We start from the raw sequence: 21224 nt of genomic DNA on the forward strand, positions 1-21224 counted from the left end.
GATTCATTTCGCAAAACCCCTATCTGCGTATGCAGGTAGGGGTTTTGTCTTTGTGGCGGCCAACGCACCAGGCGCGCACAGTGTTCAAGCGCAATCATGAAAAGTGCGTCATTTAGGCCTGGGGAAGCCGCGCACAATGTTACGCTCGCGGAAACACTCAGCACGGAAACCCACCATGGAAATGAACTGGCACCAGGCCCTGCAAGAGAGCCTGAGCTGGCTGGCAATCGCCTCGTTCACCACCTTTGTCAGCTTTGCTGCAATCGCCACGCTGGCCGCCCGCTATACGCGCTGGGGCAGGCAGTTCTGGCAGCTTGCCGGGCCATATTTCAATGTCAGGCGCAGCTGGCAACCGCTGTTGGTATTCGCCCTGCTACTCGTGCTGACGCTGTTCTCGGTACGCCTGAACGTGCTGTTCTCGTTCTGGTACAACGGCTTCTACAGCGCCTTGCAGGGCCTTGACCAAGCTGCCTTCTGGTACCTGCTCGGCGTCTTCGCGATATTGGCTACCATCCACGTACTACGCTCGCTGTTCAATTTTTATGTAAGCCAGGCGTTCAGCATCAAATGGCGGGTCTGGCTCACCGAGCGCCTGACCCATGACTGGATGCAAGGTGACGCCTACTACCGTGGCCGGTTCCTCGCCGAGCCGGTAGACAACCCTGACCAGCGTATCGAACTGGACGTCAACGCCTTCGTCAGCAACTCGGTGACCCTGGCGCTGGGCGCGGTCAGTGCGCTGGTGTCGTTGGTGGCCTTCACCGGGATCCTCTGGGGGCTGTCCGCCCCGTTGGCGGTCGCCGGCGTGGAGATCCCGCGGGCGATGGTATTTGCCGTGTACCTGTATGTCATTGTCGCCACCTGGATTGCCTTCCGCCTCGGCCGCCCACTGATTCGCCTGAACTTCCTCAACGAGAAGCTCACCGCCAACTTCCGTTATGCCCTGATGCGCCTGCGCGAGAATGCCGAGAACATTGCCTTCTACCAGGGGGCGCAGGTCGAGCGTGGTACCTTGCTGGGCCGCTTTGGCGCCTTGATCCTGAACGCCTGGGCACTGGTTTACCGAAACCTCAAGTTCAGCGGCTTCAACCTGGGTGTCAGCCAGGTTGCGGTGGTATTTCCGTTCATTCTCCAGGCCCCACGCTTCTTCAGCGGGGCGATCAAGCTGGGCGATGTCATGCAGACCTCCCAGGCCTTCGGTCAGGTGCAGGATTCGTTGTCGTTTTTCCGCGAGTCCTATGATGCGTTCGCCCAGTATCGGGCGACCCTCGACCGTCTTACCGGCTTCCTCGATGCCAACGAGCAGGCGAGTGCCTTGCCGCGTATTGCTACCCAAGACCAGGCGCACACCCTGGAGATCTCTCGGCTGCAGGTGCTGCGCCCGGACGGGCACACCCTGATCGCCGATCTGGATCTCGACCTGCGCGCCGGCCAGGCCCTGCTGATCAAGGGCCCGTCGGGCAGCGGCAAGACCACACTGCTACGTGCGCTGGCGGGTCTCTGGCCGTATGCCGAGGGCGTGGTCAGGCGGCCGATGGGCCATCAGGCATTGTTCCTGTCGCAACGGCCTTACCTGCCGCTGGGTGATCTGCGCGCTGTCATTGCCTACCCGGAGGCTGGCAACCCGGAAGACGCAACACGCATGCAGCAGGTGTTACGCCAGGTCAACCTTGGCCATCTCGCCGAGCGCCTGGAAGTCAATTGTGACTGGTCACACATTCTCTCGGTCGGCGAACAGCAACGCCTGGCGTTCGCCCGAGTACTGTTCAATCGGCCCCAGGTGGTGTTCCTCGACGAGTCCACATCCGCCATGGACGAAGGTCTCGAGCATGCCTTGTACTCGCTGTTGCGCACGGAAATGCCAACGACCTTGCTGGTCAGTGTCGGCCACCGCAGCACGTTGGCGGGGTTCCATACCCATCGTCTGGAGATGGATGGGCAGGGTGGTTGGTCGCTATTGGAGCAGCACCCGGCGCTGGTGTAGTGGGTTTCAGCGCGCAACCGCGAATGGGCCTTCAGCCGGTCTCAGCGCAGCAATGCTATGCCCAGCAGCGTGAAGCCGGCAAACCCCGCCCCGGCCAGGAAGGTTGCATGGAAACCGGCTGCATCCCACAGCAGCCCAGCCACTACGCTGGCCGCCAGCAGCGCCACCCCGGTCAGCAGGTTGAACAGGCCGAAAGCCGTACCGCGCAGCTCGGCGGGGGCGCTGTCGGCAATCATGGCGGCAAAAATGCCTTGGCTGAAACCCAGGTGCAGCCCCCAGGCGGCAACCCCCAGGGCCAGCCCGGCCCAGCCTGGCAGCAAGGCCAGCAGCAGGTCGGCGGCGATCAGCAAGCCCAGCCCCATCATCAATACGGCCCGGCGACCCAGGCGGTCCGACAGGGCCCCTGCGGGATAGGCCGACAGCGAGTAGGCCAAGGCCATGAGCACCAGCACCGCCGGTGCCCACAACGGCGCCAGGCCCATGTCCTGTGCACGCAGCAGCAAAAACGCTTCGCTGAAGCGGGCGAGGGTGAACAGCGTAGCCAGGCCGATCAGCCGCCAATAGGCTGGCCCCAGGTGGACCAGTGCATGCAGTGCCAGCGGGGAACGCACCGGTCTGGAGGTGGCTGGCGTTTCTGGCTCATGCACGAAGGCGATGAGGATATACACCGCCAGGAACGCCGGAATCACCGCCACCCAGAACACCGCCTGGAAATGGCTCGCCGTGGTCCACATCAAGGCGATCGCCAGCAACGGCCCAAGGAAGGCACCGACAGTGTCGAGTGCCTGGCGCAGGCCGAAGGCGGCGCCGCGCAGTTCGACCGGCGTGACATCGGCCACCAGCGCGTCCCGCGGCGCTCCGCGGATACCTTTGCCAACCCGGTCGACGAAACGCGCCGCGACCAGCCACTCCAGCCCCGAGGCCAGGGGGAACACCGGCTTGGTCAGCGCCCCCAGGCCATAGCCCAGCACTGTCAGCAGCTTGCGTTTGCCCAAGCGGTCGCTCAGGGCGCCAGAAAACACCTTGGTGATCGAGGCGGTCGCCTCGGCGATGCCCTCGATCACACCCACTGCTACCACCGAGGTGCCGAGCACCGTGACCATGTACAACGGCAGCAGGGCGTGGATCATTTCCGAAGAAATATCCATGAACATCGACACGAAGCCCAACGCCCAGACGCTGCGGGGGATCTTCAGCAGGTTTTTGCTGGCGCCCATCGGGCGGCTTTGCTCGTGGCTGTGCATCGCGGGTCTCTGCAGGGTCGCTACGCTCCAAACTGTAGGAGCCAGCGCGCAGGATGCAAAGGGTGACCGGCATATACCCGTCAGGCGTTTTGTGTCGCGACGGGGCTACCGAGCACGATTGTTGCGGCAAGAACTGCCCCGGCATGCTAAACCATGCATCCCCTGCCACGCGTGAGAACAAGCCGGTGAAAGCCGTACGCCTGACCCTGATCTGCCATGCCCTGACCCAGGCCCAGAAGACCGGGCGTCTGCATCATGCCGACGACGGTATCCTGCCCTTGGCCGAGCAGCCTTTCGCTGACCTTTCCGGGGTGTCGGTGCTGACTGCGCCGGAGCGGCGGGCCTGCGAAACGGCGGCATTGTTGTCGGGCCAGGTGGAGGTCGAGGCGGCGCTGGCCGATTGCGACCTGGGGCATTGGCACGGGCTGACACTGAAGCAGTTGCAAGCCGAGCAACCGCAGGCGTTGGCCGAATGGCTGCAGAACCCGTCCAGCACTGTGCATGGGGGTGAGTCATTCGTTGCGCTTTGCCAGCGCATGGCCGCCTGGTTGGCGGCTTTCGACAGACCGGGAGAGTGGCTGGCGGTCACCCACCCGTTGGTCATGCGCGCGGTGCTGGTGGAGGTACTCGGTTGCCCGTTGGGTGCCGGCCAGCGGATCGACGTGTTGCCGCTGTCGCGGCTAGCGCTGAGTTTTACCGGGCAGTGGCGCTTGCGCCTGGGGTGAGGTTCAGAACGCCAGCTTGTAGCCGATCAGCAACAGCATCGCCGCCAGGCACGGGCGCAACACGCGGTCGGAAATCCGCCCGGTGAGGTGGCTGCCCAGGTAGATGCCCGGCAGCGAGCCCAGCAACAGGTAACCCAGCAGCGACCAGTCCATGTTGCCCATCCCCGCGTGGCCCAGGCCCGCCACCAGGGTCAGCGGCACGGCATGGGCGATCTCGGTACCGACCAGGCGGCGCGTGACCAGGAACGGGTACAGCAGGAACAGCGCCACGGTACCCAGGGCGCCGGCACCGATGGAGGTGAGGGTGACCATTACCCCGAGCACCACGCCAGTGAGCACGGTGAGGATGTTGAGGCTGCGGTCGCTGAGGTGATAGTGGTCGCCGGCATGACGGCTGGCGAAGGCTTGCAGGCGCGACTTGAACAGGATGGCCAGCGCGGTGAGGATCAGCACCACCGCCAGGCCTTGCTTGATGATGGCGTTGAGTGCCGAGGTGTCGGTGTGCAGGGTGCTGAGGAACCACAGGGTCAGCGCCGCTGCGGGCACGCTGCCAAGGCTGAGCAGGCCGGTAATCTTCCAGTCGACGTTCTTGTTGCGGGCATGCACCCAGACGCCACTGGCCTTGGTCACGGCAGCATAGAGCAGGTCGGTACCGACGGCCGTTGCCGGGCTGATGCCAAACCACAACAGGATCGGGGTCATCAGCGAACCGCCACCGACGCCGGTCATGCCGACGATAAAACCCACGATCAGTCCCGCAATGGTGAAACCGAAAGAACCTACATCCATACGCTACTCGACTGCCCAACTTTGCCCGTTATCGGATGCAGCCAGCATATAGATTTTTTTATAGCCAAATAGACTTGTTCGTTATTAGGTTATAACCGAGACGGGCTACGCCGGTAGCCTGACAGCGCGGGTCAGCGATCGGTCATCACCACCATCACGTGCGCATCGCCGCCGTCGTCACTCTCCGACAAGTAGATATGCCCTACCTGGCTGTCGAAATACGCGGTCTCCTGTGGCCCGATGCTCACTGCTTCGCCGGTTTCGAATTCAATGCGCACGCGCCCGCGCAGTACCAGTGCGAATTCTTGCCCGGGGTGACGGATGAAGTCGTCGAACTGGCCGCGCTCGCGCGCGATGATACGCGCGTAGGCCGGCGTCATGCGGCGCTCGGGGAAGTCGCCAGCGATCGGGTGATAATCGTAGGTGCCGGTCGAGTAGCCGGCCGCCGCCGGCAGCGAATCGACCACAACGGTCACCGGTACCGGCGCCGTGACCGTGCCACCGGCACGCAACAGCTGGGCGATGTCGACGTTCAGCGCCCGGGCCGCGGCGGCGAGTTTTTCGTAGCTCACCGAAACCTGAGCCAGTTCCATCTTCGACAAGGTGGACACAGGCACACCACTGGCCTCGGACAATTGCTTCAGGGTCATCTGGCGTGTCTTGCGCACCTGGCGCAGGCGCTGACCGACTACGGCACGGTCCAGCAGGGGTAGGGCAGCGGGCATTCGGGTTCTCGGCAGGCATCATGGGTCGGGCATCTTACCTTGGACACTTGCATCTGCCGAAATTCTCATATATTAGAATTCTCATAAATGATAATTCGCCCGGGAGCGTGCATGACCCCTATCTACGACACCCTGATCATTGGTGCCGGCATCGCCGGCGCATCGCTGGGCTATCGCCTGGCGGGTCAGCAAAAAGTGCTGCTGATCGAGCGTGAAGCCCAGCCTGGCTACCATTCAACCGGGCGTTCGGCAGCGATGTTCATGGAGGCTTACGGAACCCCGCAGATCCAGGCATTGACCCGCGCCAGCCGGGCCTTCTACGACGCGCCACCGCCTGGCTTCTGCGAGCACCCGCTGCTGGAGGCGCGTGGTTGCCTGTACGTGGCCAGCCTGGAGCAGCGTGGGCTGCTCGAGCAGGCCCATGCGCAGAACCTGGCCAACGGCACCGAAGTCAGCCTGCTGGACCGCGACGCCGCCTTGGCCCTGGTGCCGTGCCTGCGTGGCGAAAAGCTGGCCGGCGCGGTGCTGGAACCGGGGGCCATGGATCTGGACGTGCATGCCTTGCATCAAGGGTTCCTGCGTGGCTATCGGTTGGCCGGCGGGGAGTTGCGCTGCAACGCCGAGCTGATCCAGGCCCGCTACCTGGATCAGCTGTGGCAGGTTGCCCTGGGCGATGGCAGCCATGTGCAGGCGCGGCGGCTGGTCAATGCTGCAGGGGCCTGGGCCGACCGCGTGGCCGAGCAGTGCGGCGTGGCGCGTATCGGCCTGCAACCGTGCCGGCGCAGCGCCTTCACCTTCCCCGGCCCGGCAGACCAGGACTTTGCCCGCTGGCCGGCGGTGATTGGCGTCGACGAGAGCTTCTACTTCAAGCCCGACGCCGGCCAACTGCTGGGTTCGCCAGCCAATGCCGACCCGGTCGAACCCCAGGACGCCGCGCCCGAAGAACTCGATGTGGCGTTGGGTATCTTCAACATCGAAGCCATGACCACCCTGGCGATCCGTCGGCCAAGCCACACCTGGGCCGGGCTGCGCTCGTTCGTCGCCGACGGTGACCTGGTGATCGGTTTCGATGCGCACGCGCCGGCGTTTTTCTGGTTGGCGGCACAAGGTGGCTATGGCATCCAGTCCGCGGCAGGGGCCTCGCGCCTGGCCGCCGACCTGCTGCTCGGCCAACCGCTGTGCGCCGAACTTGTCAGCCAGGGCGTGGCGCCCGAGCGCCTGTCCCCGGCCCGTTTCCAGCAACCCTGAAAGGAGCAACACATGAGCAATGAGATCGAGCGTTTCCCCAGCAGCCTGCCATTCCCGTTTTCCCGTGCGGTGAAGGCTGGCGGCTTTCTTTTCCTCTCCGGCCAGGTGCCGATGAACGCTGCTGGCGAAGTGCTGCGTGGCGACATCCAGACGCAGACCCGTGCGGCCTGCGAGCGTATCGGCGAAAGCCTGGCGGCCTGCGGTGCGCGTTTCGACCAGGTGGTGAAGGCCACGGTGTGGCTGTCGGACATGAGCCACTTCGCCGGTTTCAACGAGGTGTACAAGGAATTCTTCGGCGCGGCGCTGCCGGTGCGTTCGACCGTGGCCTCGGCGTTGGCGCTGGGGGTGGATGTGGAGATTGAAGTGCAGGCGTTCGTCGGCGAGTCCTGACCTGGCGTGCAAAAGCGGCCAGTGACACAACAACAATAAAATCCAGAGGTGCACATGCAGGAACAGCTGAATATTGCCGGCGCGTTCGTTGGCGTGATCGTGGGGGCGGGGTTCGCCTCGGGGCGGGAACTGCTGTTGTTCTTCGTCGATTTCGGTGCCTGGGGGCTGGTCGGAGCCCTGTTCAGCACGGCCCTGTTCACCTTGCTCGGCATGGCCTTGGCAGGGTTGGGCAAGCGCCTGCAGGCCACCTCGCACAAGGACGTGATCGAGGCCATCTGCGGGCGTCACCTGGGCCTGTTCGTCGACTGGCTGATCAGCTTCTTCATGTTCGCCGTCACCGTGGTCATGCTGGCTGGCGGCGGCGCCTTGCTGGAGCAGCAGTTCGGCATACCGGCACTGGCTGGCAGCGTGCTGGTGACGCTGGTAGTGGTGGGCATCGTGTGCCTGGATGTACGCAAGGTCATCGTGGCGATTGGCGCCATTACGCCGCTGCTGGTCCTGGTGGCGTCGGCAATCGCGTTGTATGCCGTGTTCACCCGTGCGCAAAGCTTCGCCCAGCTCGATCAGCTGGCCAGCCAGCAACAGCCCGGTGCTCGCCACTGGCTGCTGGGGGCATTCCTGTATGTGTCCTACAACGTGGTTGCCGGTGCGCCGATCCTGGCCATTCTGGGCGGCTCGGCCAAGACCGAGAAAAGCGCAATGTGGGGAGGGCTGCTCGGTGGCGTGGTGTTGGGTGGCCTGATGCTGGTAATGAGTGCGGGGCTGCTGTCACGCCTGGACAGCGTGGCCGACCTGCCGATGCCGATGTTGTCGATTGCCAACGAGGTGTCGCCATTGCTGGGGCTGCTGATGTGTCTGATCATCTTCGGCATGATCGTCAATACCGCAGTGGGTACGCTGTTTTCCTTCCTTTCGCGGTTGTTGCCAGCGGGTACCGCGAAGTTCCGTTGGGGCTCGCTGGTGACCGGGGTGGTGGCGTTCGGCTGCAGCCTGGCGGGGTTCATCAGCCTGGTAGGCGAAGTGTATCCGCTGTTCGGCTATCTGGGTTTCGTGCTGATGGCGGCGGTGTTGCTGGCCTGGGTACGGCGGGGCAGGGCTGGGAAAGAAGCGGTGGTGTAGAGGCCCCAGGCGGCAACTGGTTGTTGCCGCCTGGGATCCAGGGTCAGATCCTGAAACTGCCCACCAGCTGCTTCAGGCGCCCGGCCTGCTGGGCCAGCTGGTCGCAATGGCGCAGGGTCTCGTTGAGGTTTTCCACCCCTTGCTGGTTCAGCGCGTTGATCTGGGTGATGTCCAGGTTGAGGCTCTCGACCACGGCGGTCTGCTCCTCGGTAGCGGTCGCCACCGACTGGTTCATGCCATCGATCTCGCCAATGCGCTGGGTCACGCTGGCCAGGCGCTCGCCGGCCTGGTTGGCCACTTGCACGGTCTGCTCGCTGGAGACCTGGCTGGTGTTCATGGTGTGCACCGCTTCCCGCGAGCCGACCTGCAGGCTGGTGATCATGCGGTGGATCTCTTCCGCCGACTCCTGGGTGCGGTGCGCCAGGTTGCGCACCTCGTCGGCCACCACGGCAAAGCCACGGCCGGCTTCACCGGCGCGGGCTGCCTCGATGGCGGCGTTCAGCGCCAGCAGGTTGGTCTGCTGCGAGATGCCCTTGATCACGTCGAGGATCTTGCCAATTTCGTCGGTGCTGGCATTGAGCGTTTCGATCTGCGCGCAGGATTCGCTGATGCGCTGCGACAGCGCGGTCATGGCATTGATCGCCTCTTCGACCACCTCACGGCCCCCGTGGGCCTGTTCGCTGGCGCCACTGGCATGCTGCGAAGCATCGGCGGCGTTGCGGGCGATTTCCTGGGTGGCCGCCCCCAGCTGGTTGATTGCCGCTGCGACGCTGTTGGTGCGCATGCTCTGCTCTTCAGAGCCGATGATCGAAGCGTTCGAGGCGTTGATCACTTTCTCCGACAGGTCGTGCACCAGGCGGGTGGCCGAGGACACTTCGCTGATCGAGGCGTGAATGCGCTCGACAAAGCGGTTGAACGAGCTGGCCAGCTCGCCGAATTCATCCTTGTTCTGCACGGCCAGGCGGCGGGTAAGGTCACCTTCGCCCTCGGCAATGTCACGCATGGCCCGGCCCATGGTGGTCAGCGGGCTCATCAGCACCGGGATCAGCAAGCCGAGCAGGCCGGCGATGACGGCCACGGCGATCAGCATGGCGATGATCGCCGAGGTGCGGAACTGGCTGAGCGCGGCGTAGGCCTTGTCCTTGTCGATCGACAGGCCGATGTACCACTGCGCCGAAGGCAGGCCGGCCACCGGGGCGAAGGAGATGATGCGGTCCTGGCCATTGAGGGTGACATCCTGCATGCCGGTGGCAACCCGCAGGTTACTGCCAGGGTAGATGTCCTTCAGGTTCTTCATCACCTGGTCTTTATCGGGGCTGACGATCACCTGGCCACTGCTGTCGGCCAGGAAGGCATGGCCGATGCCGCCGAAATCGACCGAGTTGATGATCTCGACCAGGGTATCGAGGGTCACGTCACCGCCGACCACACCCATGAGCTCGCCACTGGCCTTGCTCTTCACCGGCGTGGCGATGGTGACCATCAGGCCGCCGACAGCACCTTGGTACGGGGCGGTCAGTACCGTCTGCCCGGCGTTGGCTGCAGCGCCATACCAGGGCCGCTGGCGTGGGTCATAACCGGCGGGCATCTGCGCATTGGGGCGCTGGGTGAATGCTCCGTTGGCCTGGCCGAGGTAGGTGAACAGGAAATTGCGCGTGTAGGAAGGTTGCTCGATCAGCCCCGCCAGGTTGTCACCAGCACCTTGCTCGGCGATGTCCTGGGCCAGGTTTTCCAGCACCAGGATGCGCCCGCTCATCCAGTTCTGCACGCTGCTGGCGGTCAGTGCACCGGACTGCTGTACCGAGGCCTCGATGTTCTGGCGGATGGTGTTGCGCTGCAGGTAGTCGTTGTAGAGCGTGAACAGGGCGAATGCCAGGACCACGACACCGCAGGCGCTGAGCAGGATCTTGTGGCGAAATTTCAGGTTCATGTTTCGAGACCTTGGGCCAATGAGGGGAGGGGCGCAGCGCGCTCATGACACACTGCGGAACCTATCGATAGGGATATCGGCGTGCGCGGTAAAAGGTTGAAGCGCCTAAGGAAATTTCTGACAGCCGTTTCGACGGACGGTAATCACTGGCTGCGCAGCTGCTCGATCAACAGGCGTGCGGCCTTTCGCAACGGTTGTTGCTTGCGCCAGAGGATGTGTACCGGTAACTGCAACTCGTTGCGCGTGTTGTGAAAATCCAGCCGCACCAGGCGCCCGCTGGCCAGCAAAGGCGCGACCCGCGACAGCGGCAGGTCGCCCCAGCCCAGCCCGGCCTCGACCATCTGCAGGGCGAGGTCGAAGCTGTCGGTGGACCAGTGCGTGGCACCGATCAGCGGGCGCGGGTCGCTCAGCGGCAAGTCGCGGCTGCGCACCAGGATCTGGCGCACCCGGGTCAGGTCCTCGAGGTACTGGATGCGCCCATCGCGCAAGGCCGGGTGGGCAGGGGACAGGGTGGCCACCAGCGACTCCATGCCGATGTGCTGGAAGCCACGGCGGGCATCGACCTGCAGCCCGGCAAAGGCCACGCAGAGATCGGCACGCCCGCTGTCCAGCAGCTGCAGGGCTTCTTCCTGCGGGGCGCTGAACAGGGCGATGTCCAGCAGCGGGTGGCGTTCCCCGAGGCCGGCGATGGCGGCCAGTAGCGGGCGCTGGTCGATATCCGGCACCACGGCCAGGGTCAGGCTGCTTTCCAGGCCTTGGGACAGCTCCAGTGCATGCACCTGCAGCAACCCCAGTTGCTCGGCGATCAGCCGGGCGTGGGGCTCCAGGGCCAGCGCCTGTGCGGTCGGGCGCACTTCGCGCGGGCCACGTTGGAAAAGGCTGTAGCCCAGTTCAGCCTCAAGGTTGGCAATGGCCATGCTCACCGCCGACGGCACGCGTTGCAGCATGCGTGCGGCGGCAGAAAACGAACCGCGGTCGAGCACGGCGAGAAACAGCTGGATGTTGTCGCTGGAAAAGTTCATGTCAGCCTCCTTTCAGTGGATCTGACAGCTGCTGACTTTTTCTGTCAAGAACGATGAAGCATGATCGCACCCCATCGCTTTTCCACAGCAAGAGGTAACCCCGGTGCAGGGACTCAAACGCAAACTGGTCTACGTGGCTTTCTATGAACTGATCGGGTTGTGCATGTCGACCCTCGGGCTGGCCTACCTGTCGGATACCCAGGCTTCGCATACCGGGCCTCTGGCAGTGATGATCACCACCATCGCCATGCTCTGGAACCTGATCTACAACACGCTGTTCGAGTATTGGGAAAGCCGCCAGGCCACGCGCGGGCGCAGCGTGGCGCGACGGCTGGCGCATGCCATCGGCTTCCAGCTGACGCTGGTGGTCTACCTGATCCCGCTGATTGCCTGGTGGCTGGGCATGACATTGCTGGAGGCATTGCTGGTGGACATGGCCTTCATTGTACTGGTGCCGTGCTACACCTTTGTCTACAACTGGGCGTTCGACCGGCTCTTCGGCTTGCCCAGCTCGGCCATGGCGCCAGCCTGATGCCGCCTGTGACAGCGGCACGGTCGGTACAGGCGGCTGCTAAGGCGGCAGGCGTATGATCAAAGGCTCCTGCTGCTGTTTCACCTGCTGCTCGACCGCTTGTTCAGCCGGCCGTGGTGCACTCGCCAGCAGGCTGTCCTCGACCTGCCCCGACAGGTAGTAGACGCCCGCCATGGCACCACTCTGGCGGTTCTCCATCAGCTCTTGCCATTCCTGGTTCAACGCCACGTTGAGGATCACCCGCAACTGCTCGACCATCTGTGGGTGTTCGCGGTCATGGGTCATCATCCCGTAGCCGGCTGCTGCAATCGAAATCATCGCCCCCGCCACCTTGCCTACGGCCGACGCCACGGCGCTGGCGATACCGCGTGGGGCCAAGGTTGCGCCGAGCTTCTCGCTGGCCTGCGTGGCCACCGAATTCAGCCCGACCTCGGTCCTGCCGGGGCCTTTTCTGGCCTGTTGGTGCAAGTGCTGGCGCAGGGCCTGCCAGGCCGGTTGCTGGGCCAGTGACTTGGCCCGTAGCAGTTGGTACAGGCTGGCGTTGCGCGCATCCGGCGGCCCCAGTGCGATGGCCGGGATGCGGTTGAGGCGCTGGCTGAACTGCTCGGGAGGGGCACTGTAGCGACCGATGATGGCTGGCAATTGCTGGCCAAGCAGTTGCAGGTACAGCTCGCAGGCACGGTCGCGAATGCCTTCGGGGTTGATCTGCTCGGCCACCGGCTCGATCACCCGTTTGTGGTACTGCTCCTGCAGGTACAACGCCAGGCGTTTTTCTGCCGGCTCGCGGCCTTCGCCGCTGTCGAGCTTGTACCAGGCCACCTTGAGGGTCAGCCATTGCTGGGTCCAGTAGCCGGTGAACCACGGGATGAAGTCGCTTTCGGTGCGCTGTTGCACTTGTTCCTTCCACACCCGCATCGAGCGTCGGGCATAGTCGTTGGCCGAACCGGCGGCACCGACCGAGGCGTCGATCAGTTCCTGGTCGATGTGTTGCCAGGTGGCAGCGGTGAGTACCACCGGTGGCGGCGGGGCAGGCGGACGCTTGCCTGCGCAACCGGCGAGGGCCAGCAGCAGGCATGGCAGCAGAAGAACTCGAATGCTCACGCAACCGCCTCCCTGGTAGAGGCTGAGGTGGTCAACGCAGTATAGGGTCGCCTGGAGGGGGCTGCTGTGCAGCCCATCAGCTCCTGCAGGCTTTATTCCAGATCGAGTTTTTCTTCCAGGCGGTCGAGGTGCTGGTGCATCAGCGCCAAGGCCGCTGCGCCATCGCCTTGCTCCACGGCATCAATGATCGCCGCGTGCTCTTGCCACGCGCAGTGGTCGCAGCACGGCGATTCGTAGCGGGCGATGATCAGCGACGTCATCGGCACCAGCCCATTGAGAAAGCGTGCCAGTGGCGTATTGGCAGCCACCTGCGCCAGCTTCAGGTGAAATTCGCCGCCCAGGCGGATCGCTGCACAGCGCTCGCCGCTTTCATGGTGCTGGCGCTCGCGCTCCACCAGCTGCCGCAGCTGGCGTATCTGCAGCGGCCGGGCGCGCTGGGCGGCGAGGGTGATCAAGGTGGTTTCGGCCAGGCGCCGGGCACTCAGTACCTGGCGTGCCTGCGCCGGGTCGGCCGCGGCCAGGTGCGCGGTGTGGCTGGGGCGCTGCACCACTACCTGCTGGTCGGACAGGCGCCCGAGCACGCGGCGGATTACCGTCCGGCTGACACCGAACGCATGGCCCAGCGCCTGCTCGGGCAGGAGGCTGCCGGGGGGCAGGCGCTGTTCAAGAATGGCATCGAACAGCCGCGGGTAGATCTGCTCGGCCGACAGGCGGGTTTCGCCGGCCGCGAGCAGGGCCGGCAAGTGGGGGGCGGCATTCATGGTCGCTCTCCTGGGGTCATGGATGCGGGTGTTCGTCCGGAATGTTCAGGGCGATGCCCATGCGCAAGCCTTCGGCGAGGATATGCTGGCGCATCTGGGCACTGGCCTGGGCGCTGTTGCGTTCGCGGATGGCGCGCACCACCGCTTCGTTTTCCTGCAGCCGGGCGGCGAGGTGCTCTGGCGATTTGCGCAGCATGTCGGCGCTCTGCTTGAGGGCATTGCCGGTCTGCTGCACCACGCTCTGGAAGATCGGGTTGGTGGTCAGGGCGAACAAGGCTTCATGGAAGGCGATGTAGGCACTGACCCCGGCTTCGCTGTCTGCGGCTTCCAGCGCTTCGCGCATGTCCATCAGGGTCAGGCGCAGTTGGCCGATGTCCTGGCTGTTGGCCGACTGTGCCACCAGGCCGACGATGAACGGCTCGAGGGTGTAGCGCAGTTCCAGCACGTCGGCCAGGCTGGCCGCCGCGCTGGTGTCCAGCGCGGGCTCCTGAACGGCGGCATCGGCGTCCAGCACCAGCACGCCCTTGCCCGGTAGCGAGCGCACCAGGCCCAGCGTCTCCAGCACGGTCACCGCTTCGCGCAGGCTCGGCCGGCTGATGCCCAGTTGTTCGGCCAGCTCGCGCTGGCCCGGCAGCATGTCACCGCTGCGCCATTGGCCTCGGGCGAGGGCCTGGCGCAGTTTTTCCACCACGGAGTTGACGACGGTCGATGAGCTGATCACGGTTTGCTCCTGGAAGGGCCGGCATCAGGGCCGGCCACGTTCGCTCAGAATTCCTGTTGATGGTTGTTGGGTTGCTTGCGCGGCGTGACTGCGAAACCAGGTTTGCCGTCCAGCACGTTGTGCGCCCGCTCCAGGTCGATGTCCTTCTCCCAGCGGGCAATGGCCACGGTGGCCACGCAATTGCCGATCAGGTTGGTCAGCGCCCGGCCGATGCCCATGAACCAGTCCACCGCCAACACCAGCACCAGGCCGACCACCGGTATCGCCGGTACGGCGGTCAGGGTAGCGGCGAGGATCACCAGCGCCGAGCCTGGGATGCCGTGAGCGCCCTTGGAAGTCACCAGCGACACCAGCAGGATGGTCAGCAGGTCGGTCATTGCCAGCGGTGTACCGGTGGCATTGGCGATGAACACGATGGCCAGGGTCAGGTAGATGGAGAAACCGTCGAGGTTGAACGAGTAGCCGGTCGGGATCACCAGGCCGACGGTCGAGGTGCCGATGCCCAGGTGCTCGAGCTTGCGCATGACCTGTGGCAGCACGGCGTCGGAAGAAGCCGTGCCGAGGACGATGGTCAGTTCTTCGCGCAGGTACTTGATCAGCGGCAGCAGCCTCAGGCCCGACAGGCGCATGACCGTGCCCAGCACGATCAGCACGAAGCCGGCACAGGTCAGGTAGAACAGTGCCACCAGCCCGCCCAGGTGTTGCAGCGATTCCAGACCGTACTTGCTGGTAGTGAAGGCGATGGCACCGAACACGCCAAGCGGCGCCAGGCGCACGATCATGCCCATGATGCGGAAGATCACGTGGCTCAGTTCGTTGATCAGCCGCGAGATGCCGGCTGCCGAATCGCCGACCAGGTTCAGCGCACTGCCGAACAGGACCGAGAACAGCAGCACCTGGAGGATGTTGTTGTCAGCGAAGGCGCCGATTACCGAGGTGGGGATCAGCTCCAGGAAGAATGCCGTGGCACCGTGGATGTGCTGGCCGCGTTCGGCCAGGCTGCTGGCGTCGGCACTGGAAAGTTGGTCGAGGTGGATATTGGCGCCGCTGCCGATACCGCTGCTGAAGGCGAACACCAGGCCGATCACCAATGCCAGGGTGGTCAGCACTTCGAAGTAGATCACCGACTTCAGGCCGATACGCCCGACCTTCTTCAGGTCGCCAGCGCCTGAGATGCCGCTGACTACCACACAGAACACGATCAGGCCGATGAGCATCTTGATCAGTTTGATGAAACCGTCGCCAAGCGGTTTCAGTTGCAGGGAAAGGTCGGGGAAGCTGAGGCCGCAGGCGATGCCGAGGGCAAGGCCGAGCACGACTTGAAGGAAGATCGAACGCGAGCACCATTTGAGCATGGGAGGAGTCTCTGATCGGTGTCCTTGCTTCGGTAGCCGCACGGGGCGAAAGAGCGCAGGACTTAATTATTGTGGTCTTACCGGTTTTTCAGCGCGAAGCCATAAAAGCGCGAAATATCCTGCATTGCAAGGATTTTTGGCCTTACCGGTCTGACCAGTTTGGGGCGTCCCGGCCTGTAGGGCTCTAGTTCGGTGCATGCCGCACACGGCATTTGCACGAATCAAACAGCGTCAGCGGGTGCCTGACACACCTTTAGCAATCCGCTTGCCAGGCCTCGGCCCGACCTCATTTTTTTCGATAACGCCATGATTCATAAGGTTTATTTGCTTTATGCAGCTGAACTCGTAGAATCCGCGCGCGACCGGTCAGTCACGAAGCGGCCGATGTTTGGGGTGGTTATCCCAATAATCGTCCGCGAGCTGGCGTCTGGCGTTTATATGAATGGAGTCTCATAGTGCGTCTCAATCTCCCGGTCACCCCGGTCGAGCAACGTTTCCCCGCTGATCAGCGGCTGATTTCTGCAACCGACACGGCCAGCCTGATCACCTACTGCAACCCCGAATTCGCCGCCATCAGTGGCTACAGCGAGGCCGAACTGATCGGCAGCCCGCACAACCTGGTGCGCCACCCGGACATGCCGCCTGCGGTGTACGAACTGATGTGGCGCTACCTCAAGGCCGGCAAGAGCTGGATGGGCATCGTCAAGAACCGCTGCCGCAACGGCGACTACTACTGGGTCAACGCCTACGTCACGCCGATCCTCGAGGCCGGGCGGGTGGTGGGCTATGAGTCGGTACGGGTGTGCCCGACGCGTGAACAGGTGGCCCGGGCCGAGGCCGTGTATGCGCGCATGCGCAACGGCCAGGCCGTGTTGCCGTGGCCACGGCGCCTGTCGTTGCTGGCGCGCGACCTGGCCGTGCCGCTTGCGGGCGGGGGGCTGGCGCTGGGGGCCAACCAGCTATGGCCTGGCCCGGTGGCGCAAGGGCTGACCCTGGGGTTGTTCCTGGCTTATGGGTTGCTGGCACGCAATGCCGTGGGGCGCCAGTTGCAGCAGATCGTGCAGGGCGCCGACGGCACCTTCGCCGACCCGGTTGCCGCCTTGACCTACAGCGACTTGCCCGGTGCTGGCGGGCAACTGCAGCTGATGCTGATCAGCGAAGAGGCGCGGCTGAAGACGGCACTGACCCGGTTGAGCGACCTGGCGGCACAGATGGCCGTGGCTGCCCATGATGCCGGTAAGTTGTCGCGCAGTACCGAGGCGGCGCTGCTGCAGCAGCGGGCGGAAACCGACCTGAGCGCGACTGCCATGAACCAGATGGCAGCCTCCATCGGCGAGGTCGCCAGCCATGTACAGCTGACCGCTGCCGAGGCCCATACCGCGCACCTGCTGGCCGAGCAGGGCAGTCAGGTGGCCGATGCCAGCGGCGCGGCGATTCGCACCCTGGCGGGTACCGTGACGCAGATCAACCAGGCGGTCACGCAGCTGGCTGGCCAGACCGGCTCGATTGCCGAGGCCACCGGGATGATCCGTGGCATCGCCGAGCAGACCAACCTGCTGGCACTCAACGCCGCCATCGAGGCGGCCCGTGCCGGCGAGCAGGGCCGTGGCTTTGCCGTGGTGGCGGATGAAGTGCGGGCCTTGGCCGACAAGACCCGGCAGTCGACCCTGCACATCCAGGCTATCATCGATGCCTTGCGCAGCGGGGCCGAGGAGGCCGTGGCGATCGCCAGCCAAGGCATCGACGGTGCCGAGCAGGGCGTCGCCCAGGTGCAGGAGGCCCGCCAGGCGCTGCATGGCATCCGTGAAGCGGTGCAGCGCATCAGCGCCATGAGCCAGCAGATGGCCACGGCCTCCCAGCAGCAGTCTGCCGTGGCCGAAGACGTCTCGCGGCAGATCAATGGCGTCGCCGGCATCGCCCAGCACAGCGCCCACAGCGCCAACGCCGCCGCCTCGCGCGGCGCCGAACTGGAACAGGTGTGCGCCGGATTGCGTGCCCTTGTGGAGCGTTTCAACCGTTAAGGCAGGATGCTTTATGGATGACAACTATCGCGCGGCCGTGGACGCGGCCGCGATCTTTTCCGAAACCGACCTGCGCGGGAACATCACCTACGTCAACCAGCAGTTCTGCAGCATTTCGGGTTACAGCCGCGAAGAACTGCTCGGCGCCAACCACCGCATCCTCAATTCCGGCTTGCACGAACCGGCGTTCTTCGTCGGCATGTGGCGAGCCCTGGCCGCTGGCCATGTATGGAAAGGCGAAATCTGCAACCGTGCCAAGGACGGCTCGTTGTACTGGGTCGACAGTACCATGGTGCCGCTGGTCGACCCGCTCAGCGGCCAGGTGCGCAAGTACGTGTCGATCCGCTTCGATGTCACCGAGAAACGCCAGCTGCTGCATACCTTGCAATGGCGGGTGGGCCACGACGTGCTTACCGGCCTGCCCAACCGCGCCTATCTGTCCGACCTGCTGAACCAGGCGCTCGCCTGTTCGCGCCGCGAAGGCATTGCGCTGGCGGTGTGCATGCTCGACCTCGATGGTTTCAAGGCGGTCAACGACGGTTACGGGCATGCCATGGGTGACTTGCTGCTGGTTGAGGTGGCGCAGCGCCTGAAGCACATCCTGCGCGAAGGGGATGCCGTGGCCCGCCTGTCGGGAGACGAGTTCGTGCTGATCCTGCGCGATGTCGACGAAGGCCGCCAGTTGCCGGCGGTGTTGCGCCGGGTGCTGCGGGCATTGGCGGCGCCGTATGTGGTGCGTGAGCAGCACTTGTCGCTCAGCGCCAGTATCGGCGTGACCCTGTACCCACAGGACGACGAGGACGCCGACACCCTGGTGCGCCATGCCGACCAGGCCATGTACGTGGCCAAGCAGCGCGGGCGCAACCGCTATCACCTGTTCGACGTGACCCAGGAGCAGGAGCTCAAGGCCACCCACCAGACCGTGGCACGGGTGCGCCGGGCGCTGCACGACAACGAGCTGTGCCTGCACTTCCAGCCCAAGGTCAACCTGCGCAGCGGCCAGGTGCTGGGCTTCGAAGCGTTGCTGCGCTGGCAGCGGCCAGGGCGCGGGCTGGTGCCGCCCGGCGACTTCCTGCCCTGGGTCGAGCAGACCGACCTGATCGTCGAGATCGGCGAATGGGTGCTCGACCAGGCGCTGAGTCAGTTGCAGGCCTGGCAGCGCGAAGGGCGGCCCTGGTCGTTGAGCGTGAACATCGCCGCGCGACACTTGCAACGCAATGACTTTGCCGAGCGTCTGCGGCAGTTGCTGACGGAGCACCCGGAGGCTGACCCGGCGCGGCTGGACCTGGAAATCGTCGAGTCGGTGGCCATCGATAACCTGGAGCACGTCGGCCGCTGCCTCGACGCCTGCCGCGCGCTGGGCGTGCGCTTTTCCCTGGATGACTTCGGTACCGGCTACTCGTCACTGAGCTATCTCAAGCGTTTGCCGACCCAGACGATCAAGATTGACCAGTCATTCGTGCGCGACATCCTGCACGACCAGGACGACCTGGCGCTGACCCGAGCGGTGATCGGCCTGGCGCGAGCATTCGGCCGCGAAGTGATTGCCGAAGGGCTAGAGAGCGTCGAGCACGGCCGGGTGCTGATGGGCCTGGGGTGCGAACTGGCGCAGGGTTACTGCATTGCCCGGCCGATGCCGGCCAGTGAGGTCGGAAACTGGGCACAGGCCTACCGGCAGCCGGCGCAGTGGCGCGACCCTTGAGAGGTGAGTCGGCGCAGCAAGCATTGGCCTGCGGGTGAGCGGCTGACGCGCTGAGTGGCGCGCTGCGGCGCCATTCGGGTGGCTACAGTTGCCGCAGGCGCTTGTACAGCGTGGTGCGGCTGATCCCCAGCGCACGTGCCACCGCCGACAGGTTGCCATTGGCCTGCTGCACCAGCGCCTGCAGGTCTGCCTCTGCGGCCACCAGCGGTACCGGCACCTGCGCCTCGGCCAGGAAACTCGCAGGCAAGTGTTCCAGGCCGACCGGGCCGTTGCCGGCCAAGGCCAGCGCCACCTGCAGCACGCTCACCAGTTCACGCATATTGCCTGGCCAAGGATGCTGGTCGAACAGCTCGACAATGGCTGGCGGCAGCCGTGCAGGTTGCCCGGCCTCACGGTAACGAGCATGCACCTGCTCGATCAGCTGGCGCCGGTCGCTGCGTTCGCGCAGCGGTGGCAGCCGCACTGCCAGCCCGGCGATGCGGTAGTACAGGTCCTGGCGAAAGCGCCCGGCACGCACTTCTTCGGCCAGGTCACGATTGCTCGCTGACACCACGCGGATATCCACCGCTACCGGCTCGCCGCTGCCCAGCGGCTGGATGCTGCGTGACTGCAGGACGCGCAGCAGGCGGGCCTGGGTCGGCAGCGGCATGTCGCCGATTTCATCGAGGAACAGGATGCCATGGTCAGCCTTGCGGATCAGCCCCGGGTTGCCCTTGTGGTGGGCACCGGTGAACGCGCCTCTGTCGTAGCCGAACAGCTCCGACTCCACCAGCTCGGCGGGGATTGCCGCGCAGTTCACCGCGACCAGCGGCTGGCCGGCGCGGCTGCTGGCGCGGTGCAAGGTGTCGACGAACACTTCCTTGCCGACGCCGGTTTCCCCCTGCACCAGCACCGGAATGTCCTTCTCCAGCAGCAGGCTGGCCTGCGCCAGGGCTTTCTCCAGGCGCGGGTCGGTGCTGCTGGCGGTGGGGCGGCAGGTGGCCTCCCGGGCAGGCTGCCACTGGCAATGAAAGCGGTTGCGCCCGGTGGCCTGCAAGGCGAAAGGCTGTTGCCGGGGGTGGCTGAGCAGTTGCGGCAGCGGCAGCTGGAACAGCTGCTCGACGTTCTGCCCTAGCGGGTTGCCGCCGAGCAGGCTGTCGGCCCGGTGATTGGCCGCCAGCACCTGGCCCTGTTCATCGAACACCAGCAGGCCGGCCCAGGGGCTGTCGAGGTTGTCGGAAGCGCTGTTGAACATCAGCTGGGCATGCCGCTCGCCATGTTCGGCAAGGATCAGGCGGTTCTCCAGGCTCTGGCTCATCATGCGTACCAGGCCCAGGGTCTGGCTGGCGGGCAGGTAGCCGTCGCTGGCGACGTCGAGCACCCCGACCAGTTGCCGCGTTGCGTCGAACAGTGGCGCGGCGGCGCTGGACATATAGCGGTTCTGGCGCAGGAAGTGCTCGTCCTGGCCCACGTGAATGGCCTCGGCGCAGACCAGTGCGGTGCCCAGGGCGTTGGTGCCGACGCCACGCTCGTGCCAGTGGGCGCCGGCGCTGAACCCGTGCTGCTGGCGTGGCTCGATGAAGCGTCGCGAGCCCCAGGTATCGAGCAGGCAGCCGCTGGCATCGGCCAGCATCACCAGGTAGCTGGCATTGCCCAGCAGGTGTGCGTAATGCGGCAATACCGCCTCGCGGGTCAAGCGCAGCAGCGCCTGGCGCCGCTCCAGCACGGCGTTCAGCTCGGCGCGGGTCAGGCAGTCGAAATCCGGGGCGTGCTGGGGTTGCAGGCCATGCTCGCGGCAGCGGGCCCAGGAGGCCTGGATCAGTTGGGCATGGGTCGAAGCGGATGCGGCCATGGGCCTGTCCTGTGTGATTGTTGT

Annotated in this window: 18 protein-coding genes and 2 pseudogenes; 9 read left to right on the forward strand and 11 right to left on the reverse strand. The window is 64.9% G+C overall.

Annotated elements, in window-relative coordinates:
- Window positions 1–175 precede the first annotated feature (175 nt).
- Window positions 176–1984 (forward strand): ABC transporter ATP-binding protein/permease, encoded by a 1809-nt coding sequence (locus tag ACLEJP_RS23265; protein WP_440810326.1) that lies wholly within the window; start codon window positions 176–178, stop codon window positions 1982–1984.
- Between the two features lie 41 nt (window positions 1985–2025).
- Here ACLEJP_RS23265 and ACLEJP_RS23270 read toward each other — a convergent pair whose 3' ends face one another.
- The gene (locus ACLEJP_RS23270; protein WP_440810328.1) at window positions 2026–3228 is read right to left on the reverse strand and encodes an MFS transporter; all 1203 of its coding nucleotides are present in this window, start codon (window positions 3226–3228) and stop codon (window positions 2026–2028) included.
- 185 nt (window positions 3229–3413) lie between these two features.
- On the opposite strand from ACLEJP_RS23270, the gene ACLEJP_RS23275 reads away from it, so the two are divergent.
- Entirely contained in the window at window positions 3414–3953 is a 540-nt protein-coding gene (locus tag ACLEJP_RS23275) for a histidine phosphatase family protein (RefSeq protein ID WP_440810408.1), read from the forward strand.
- Between the two features lie 3 nt (window positions 3954–3956).
- Here the strand turns inward: ACLEJP_RS23275 and ACLEJP_RS23280 are convergent, their stop codons facing one another.
- Complete coding sequence (locus tag ACLEJP_RS23280; RefSeq protein ID WP_289132648.1) at window positions 3957–4742, reverse strand: sulfite exporter TauE/SafE family protein; 786 nt, start codon at window positions 4740–4742, stop codon at window positions 3957–3959.
- Window positions 4743–4873: 131 nt separating this feature from the next.
- Window positions 4874–5467, reverse strand: coding sequence for a helix-turn-helix domain-containing protein (locus ACLEJP_RS23285; protein ID WP_440810330.1), 594 nt, complete (start codon window positions 5465–5467; stop codon window positions 4874–4876).
- Between the two features lie 111 nt (window positions 5468–5578).
- Here ACLEJP_RS23285 and ACLEJP_RS23290 point away from each other — a divergent pair, with 111 nt between their 5' ends.
- The 3 genes from ACLEJP_RS23290 to ACLEJP_RS23300 are packed head-to-tail and all read left to right on the forward strand — an operon-like array spanning window position 5579 to window position 8224.
- Window positions 5579–6715, forward strand: coding sequence for an NAD(P)/FAD-dependent oxidoreductase (locus ACLEJP_RS23290; protein WP_440810332.1), 1137 nt, complete (start codon window positions 5579–5581; stop codon window positions 6713–6715).
- Window positions 6716–6727: 12 nt separating this feature from the next.
- Window positions 6728–7105, forward strand: coding sequence for a RidA family protein (locus ACLEJP_RS23295; RefSeq protein WP_225777134.1), 378 nt, complete (start codon window positions 6728–6730; stop codon window positions 7103–7105).
- A gap of 54 nt (window positions 7106–7159) precedes the next feature.
- The gene (locus ACLEJP_RS23300; protein WP_440810335.1) at window positions 7160–8224 is read left to right on the forward strand and encodes a YkvI family membrane protein; all 1065 of its coding nucleotides are present in this window, start codon (window positions 7160–7162) and stop codon (window positions 8222–8224) included.
- A gap of 43 nt (window positions 8225–8267) precedes the next feature.
- Here ACLEJP_RS23300 and ACLEJP_RS23305 read toward each other — a convergent pair whose 3' ends face one another.
- The 3 genes and pseudogenes from ACLEJP_RS23305 to ACLEJP_RS23315 form a co-directional block, all read right to left on the reverse strand.
- Window positions 8268–9008, reverse strand: a complete 741-nt coding sequence (locus ACLEJP_RS23305; RefSeq protein ID WP_372241569.1) for a methyl-accepting chemotaxis protein — start codon at window positions 9006–9008, stop codon at window positions 8268–8270.
- Between the two features lie 114 nt (window positions 9009–9122).
- Window positions 9123–10154: pseudogene (gene mcpA, locus ACLEJP_RS23310) on the reverse strand (methyl-accepting chemotaxis protein McpA); the annotation flags it as partial.
- 143 nt (window positions 10155–10297) lie between these two features.
- Entirely contained in the window at window positions 10298–11176 is an 879-nt protein-coding gene (locus tag ACLEJP_RS23315) for a LysR family transcriptional regulator (protein WP_440810337.1), read from the reverse strand.
- A gap of 103 nt (window positions 11177–11279) precedes the next feature.
- Between ACLEJP_RS23315 and ACLEJP_RS23320 the strand changes: the two genes are divergently transcribed.
- Window positions 11280–11708, forward strand: a complete 429-nt coding sequence (locus ACLEJP_RS23320) for a PACE efflux transporter (RefSeq protein WP_440810339.1) — start codon at window positions 11280–11282, stop codon at window positions 11706–11708.
- A gap of 39 nt (window positions 11709–11747) precedes the next feature.
- Here the strand turns inward: ACLEJP_RS23320 and ACLEJP_RS23325 are convergent, their stop codons facing one another.
- The 4 genes from ACLEJP_RS23325 to ACLEJP_RS23340 all read right to left on the reverse strand — a co-directional run bounded on the left by ACLEJP_RS23325 (window position 11748) and on the right by ACLEJP_RS23340 (window position 15646).
- Window positions 11748–12809 carry a hypothetical protein gene (locus ACLEJP_RS23325; RefSeq protein WP_440810341.1) on the reverse strand — a complete coding sequence of 354 codons (1062 nt, stop codon included), beginning with the start codon at window positions 12807–12809 and terminating at the stop codon, window positions 11748–11750.
- Window positions 12810–12901: 92 nt separating this feature from the next.
- On the reverse strand, window positions 12902–13570 hold the full coding sequence (locus ACLEJP_RS23330) for a GntR family transcriptional regulator (RefSeq protein WP_440810343.1): 669 nt from the start codon (window positions 13568–13570) through the stop codon (window positions 12902–12904).
- Between the two features lie 16 nt (window positions 13571–13586).
- Window positions 13587–14291, reverse strand: a complete 705-nt coding sequence (locus tag ACLEJP_RS23335) for a FadR/GntR family transcriptional regulator (protein ID WP_440810345.1) — start codon at window positions 14289–14291, stop codon at window positions 13587–13589.
- A 44-nt stretch (window positions 14292–14335) separates the two neighbouring features.
- Window positions 14336–15646: a C4-dicarboxylate transporter DctA gene (locus tag ACLEJP_RS23340; RefSeq protein WP_440810347.1), complete on the reverse strand. Its 1311-nt coding sequence runs from the start codon at window positions 15644–15646 to the stop codon at window positions 14336–14338.
- A gap of 455 nt (window positions 15647–16101) precedes the next feature.
- Between ACLEJP_RS23340 and ACLEJP_RS23345 the strand changes: the two are divergent.
- The 3 genes and pseudogenes from ACLEJP_RS23345 to ACLEJP_RS23355 form a co-directional block, all read left to right on the forward strand.
- Window positions 16102–16383, forward strand: a pseudogene (locus ACLEJP_RS23345) (PAS domain-containing protein); the annotation flags it as partial.
- 114 nt (window positions 16384–16497) lie between these two features.
- Window positions 16498–17667 carry a methyl-accepting chemotaxis protein gene (locus ACLEJP_RS23350; protein WP_440810411.1) on the forward strand — a complete coding sequence of 390 codons (1170 nt, stop codon included), beginning with the start codon at window positions 16498–16500 and terminating at the stop codon, window positions 17665–17667.
- A 13-nt stretch (window positions 17668–17680) separates the two neighbouring features.
- Window positions 17681–19369, forward strand: a complete 1689-nt coding sequence (locus tag ACLEJP_RS23355; RefSeq protein WP_440810349.1) for a putative bifunctional diguanylate cyclase/phosphodiesterase — start codon at window positions 17681–17683, stop codon at window positions 19367–19369.
- A gap of 82 nt (window positions 19370–19451) precedes the next feature.
- On the opposite strand, the gene ACLEJP_RS23360 is transcribed toward ACLEJP_RS23355, so the two are convergent.
- Window positions 19452–21200: a sigma-54-dependent Fis family transcriptional regulator gene (locus ACLEJP_RS23360; protein WP_440810351.1), complete on the reverse strand. Its 1749-nt coding sequence runs from the start codon at window positions 21198–21200 to the stop codon at window positions 19452–19454.
- Window positions 21201–21224: the final 24 nt, after the last annotated feature.

Origin of the sequence: Pseudomonas sp. SMV7 (assembly GCF_052041995.1) — a bacterium.
GTDB lineage: Bacteria > Pseudomonadota > Gammaproteobacteria > Pseudomonadales > Pseudomonadaceae > Aquipseudomonas.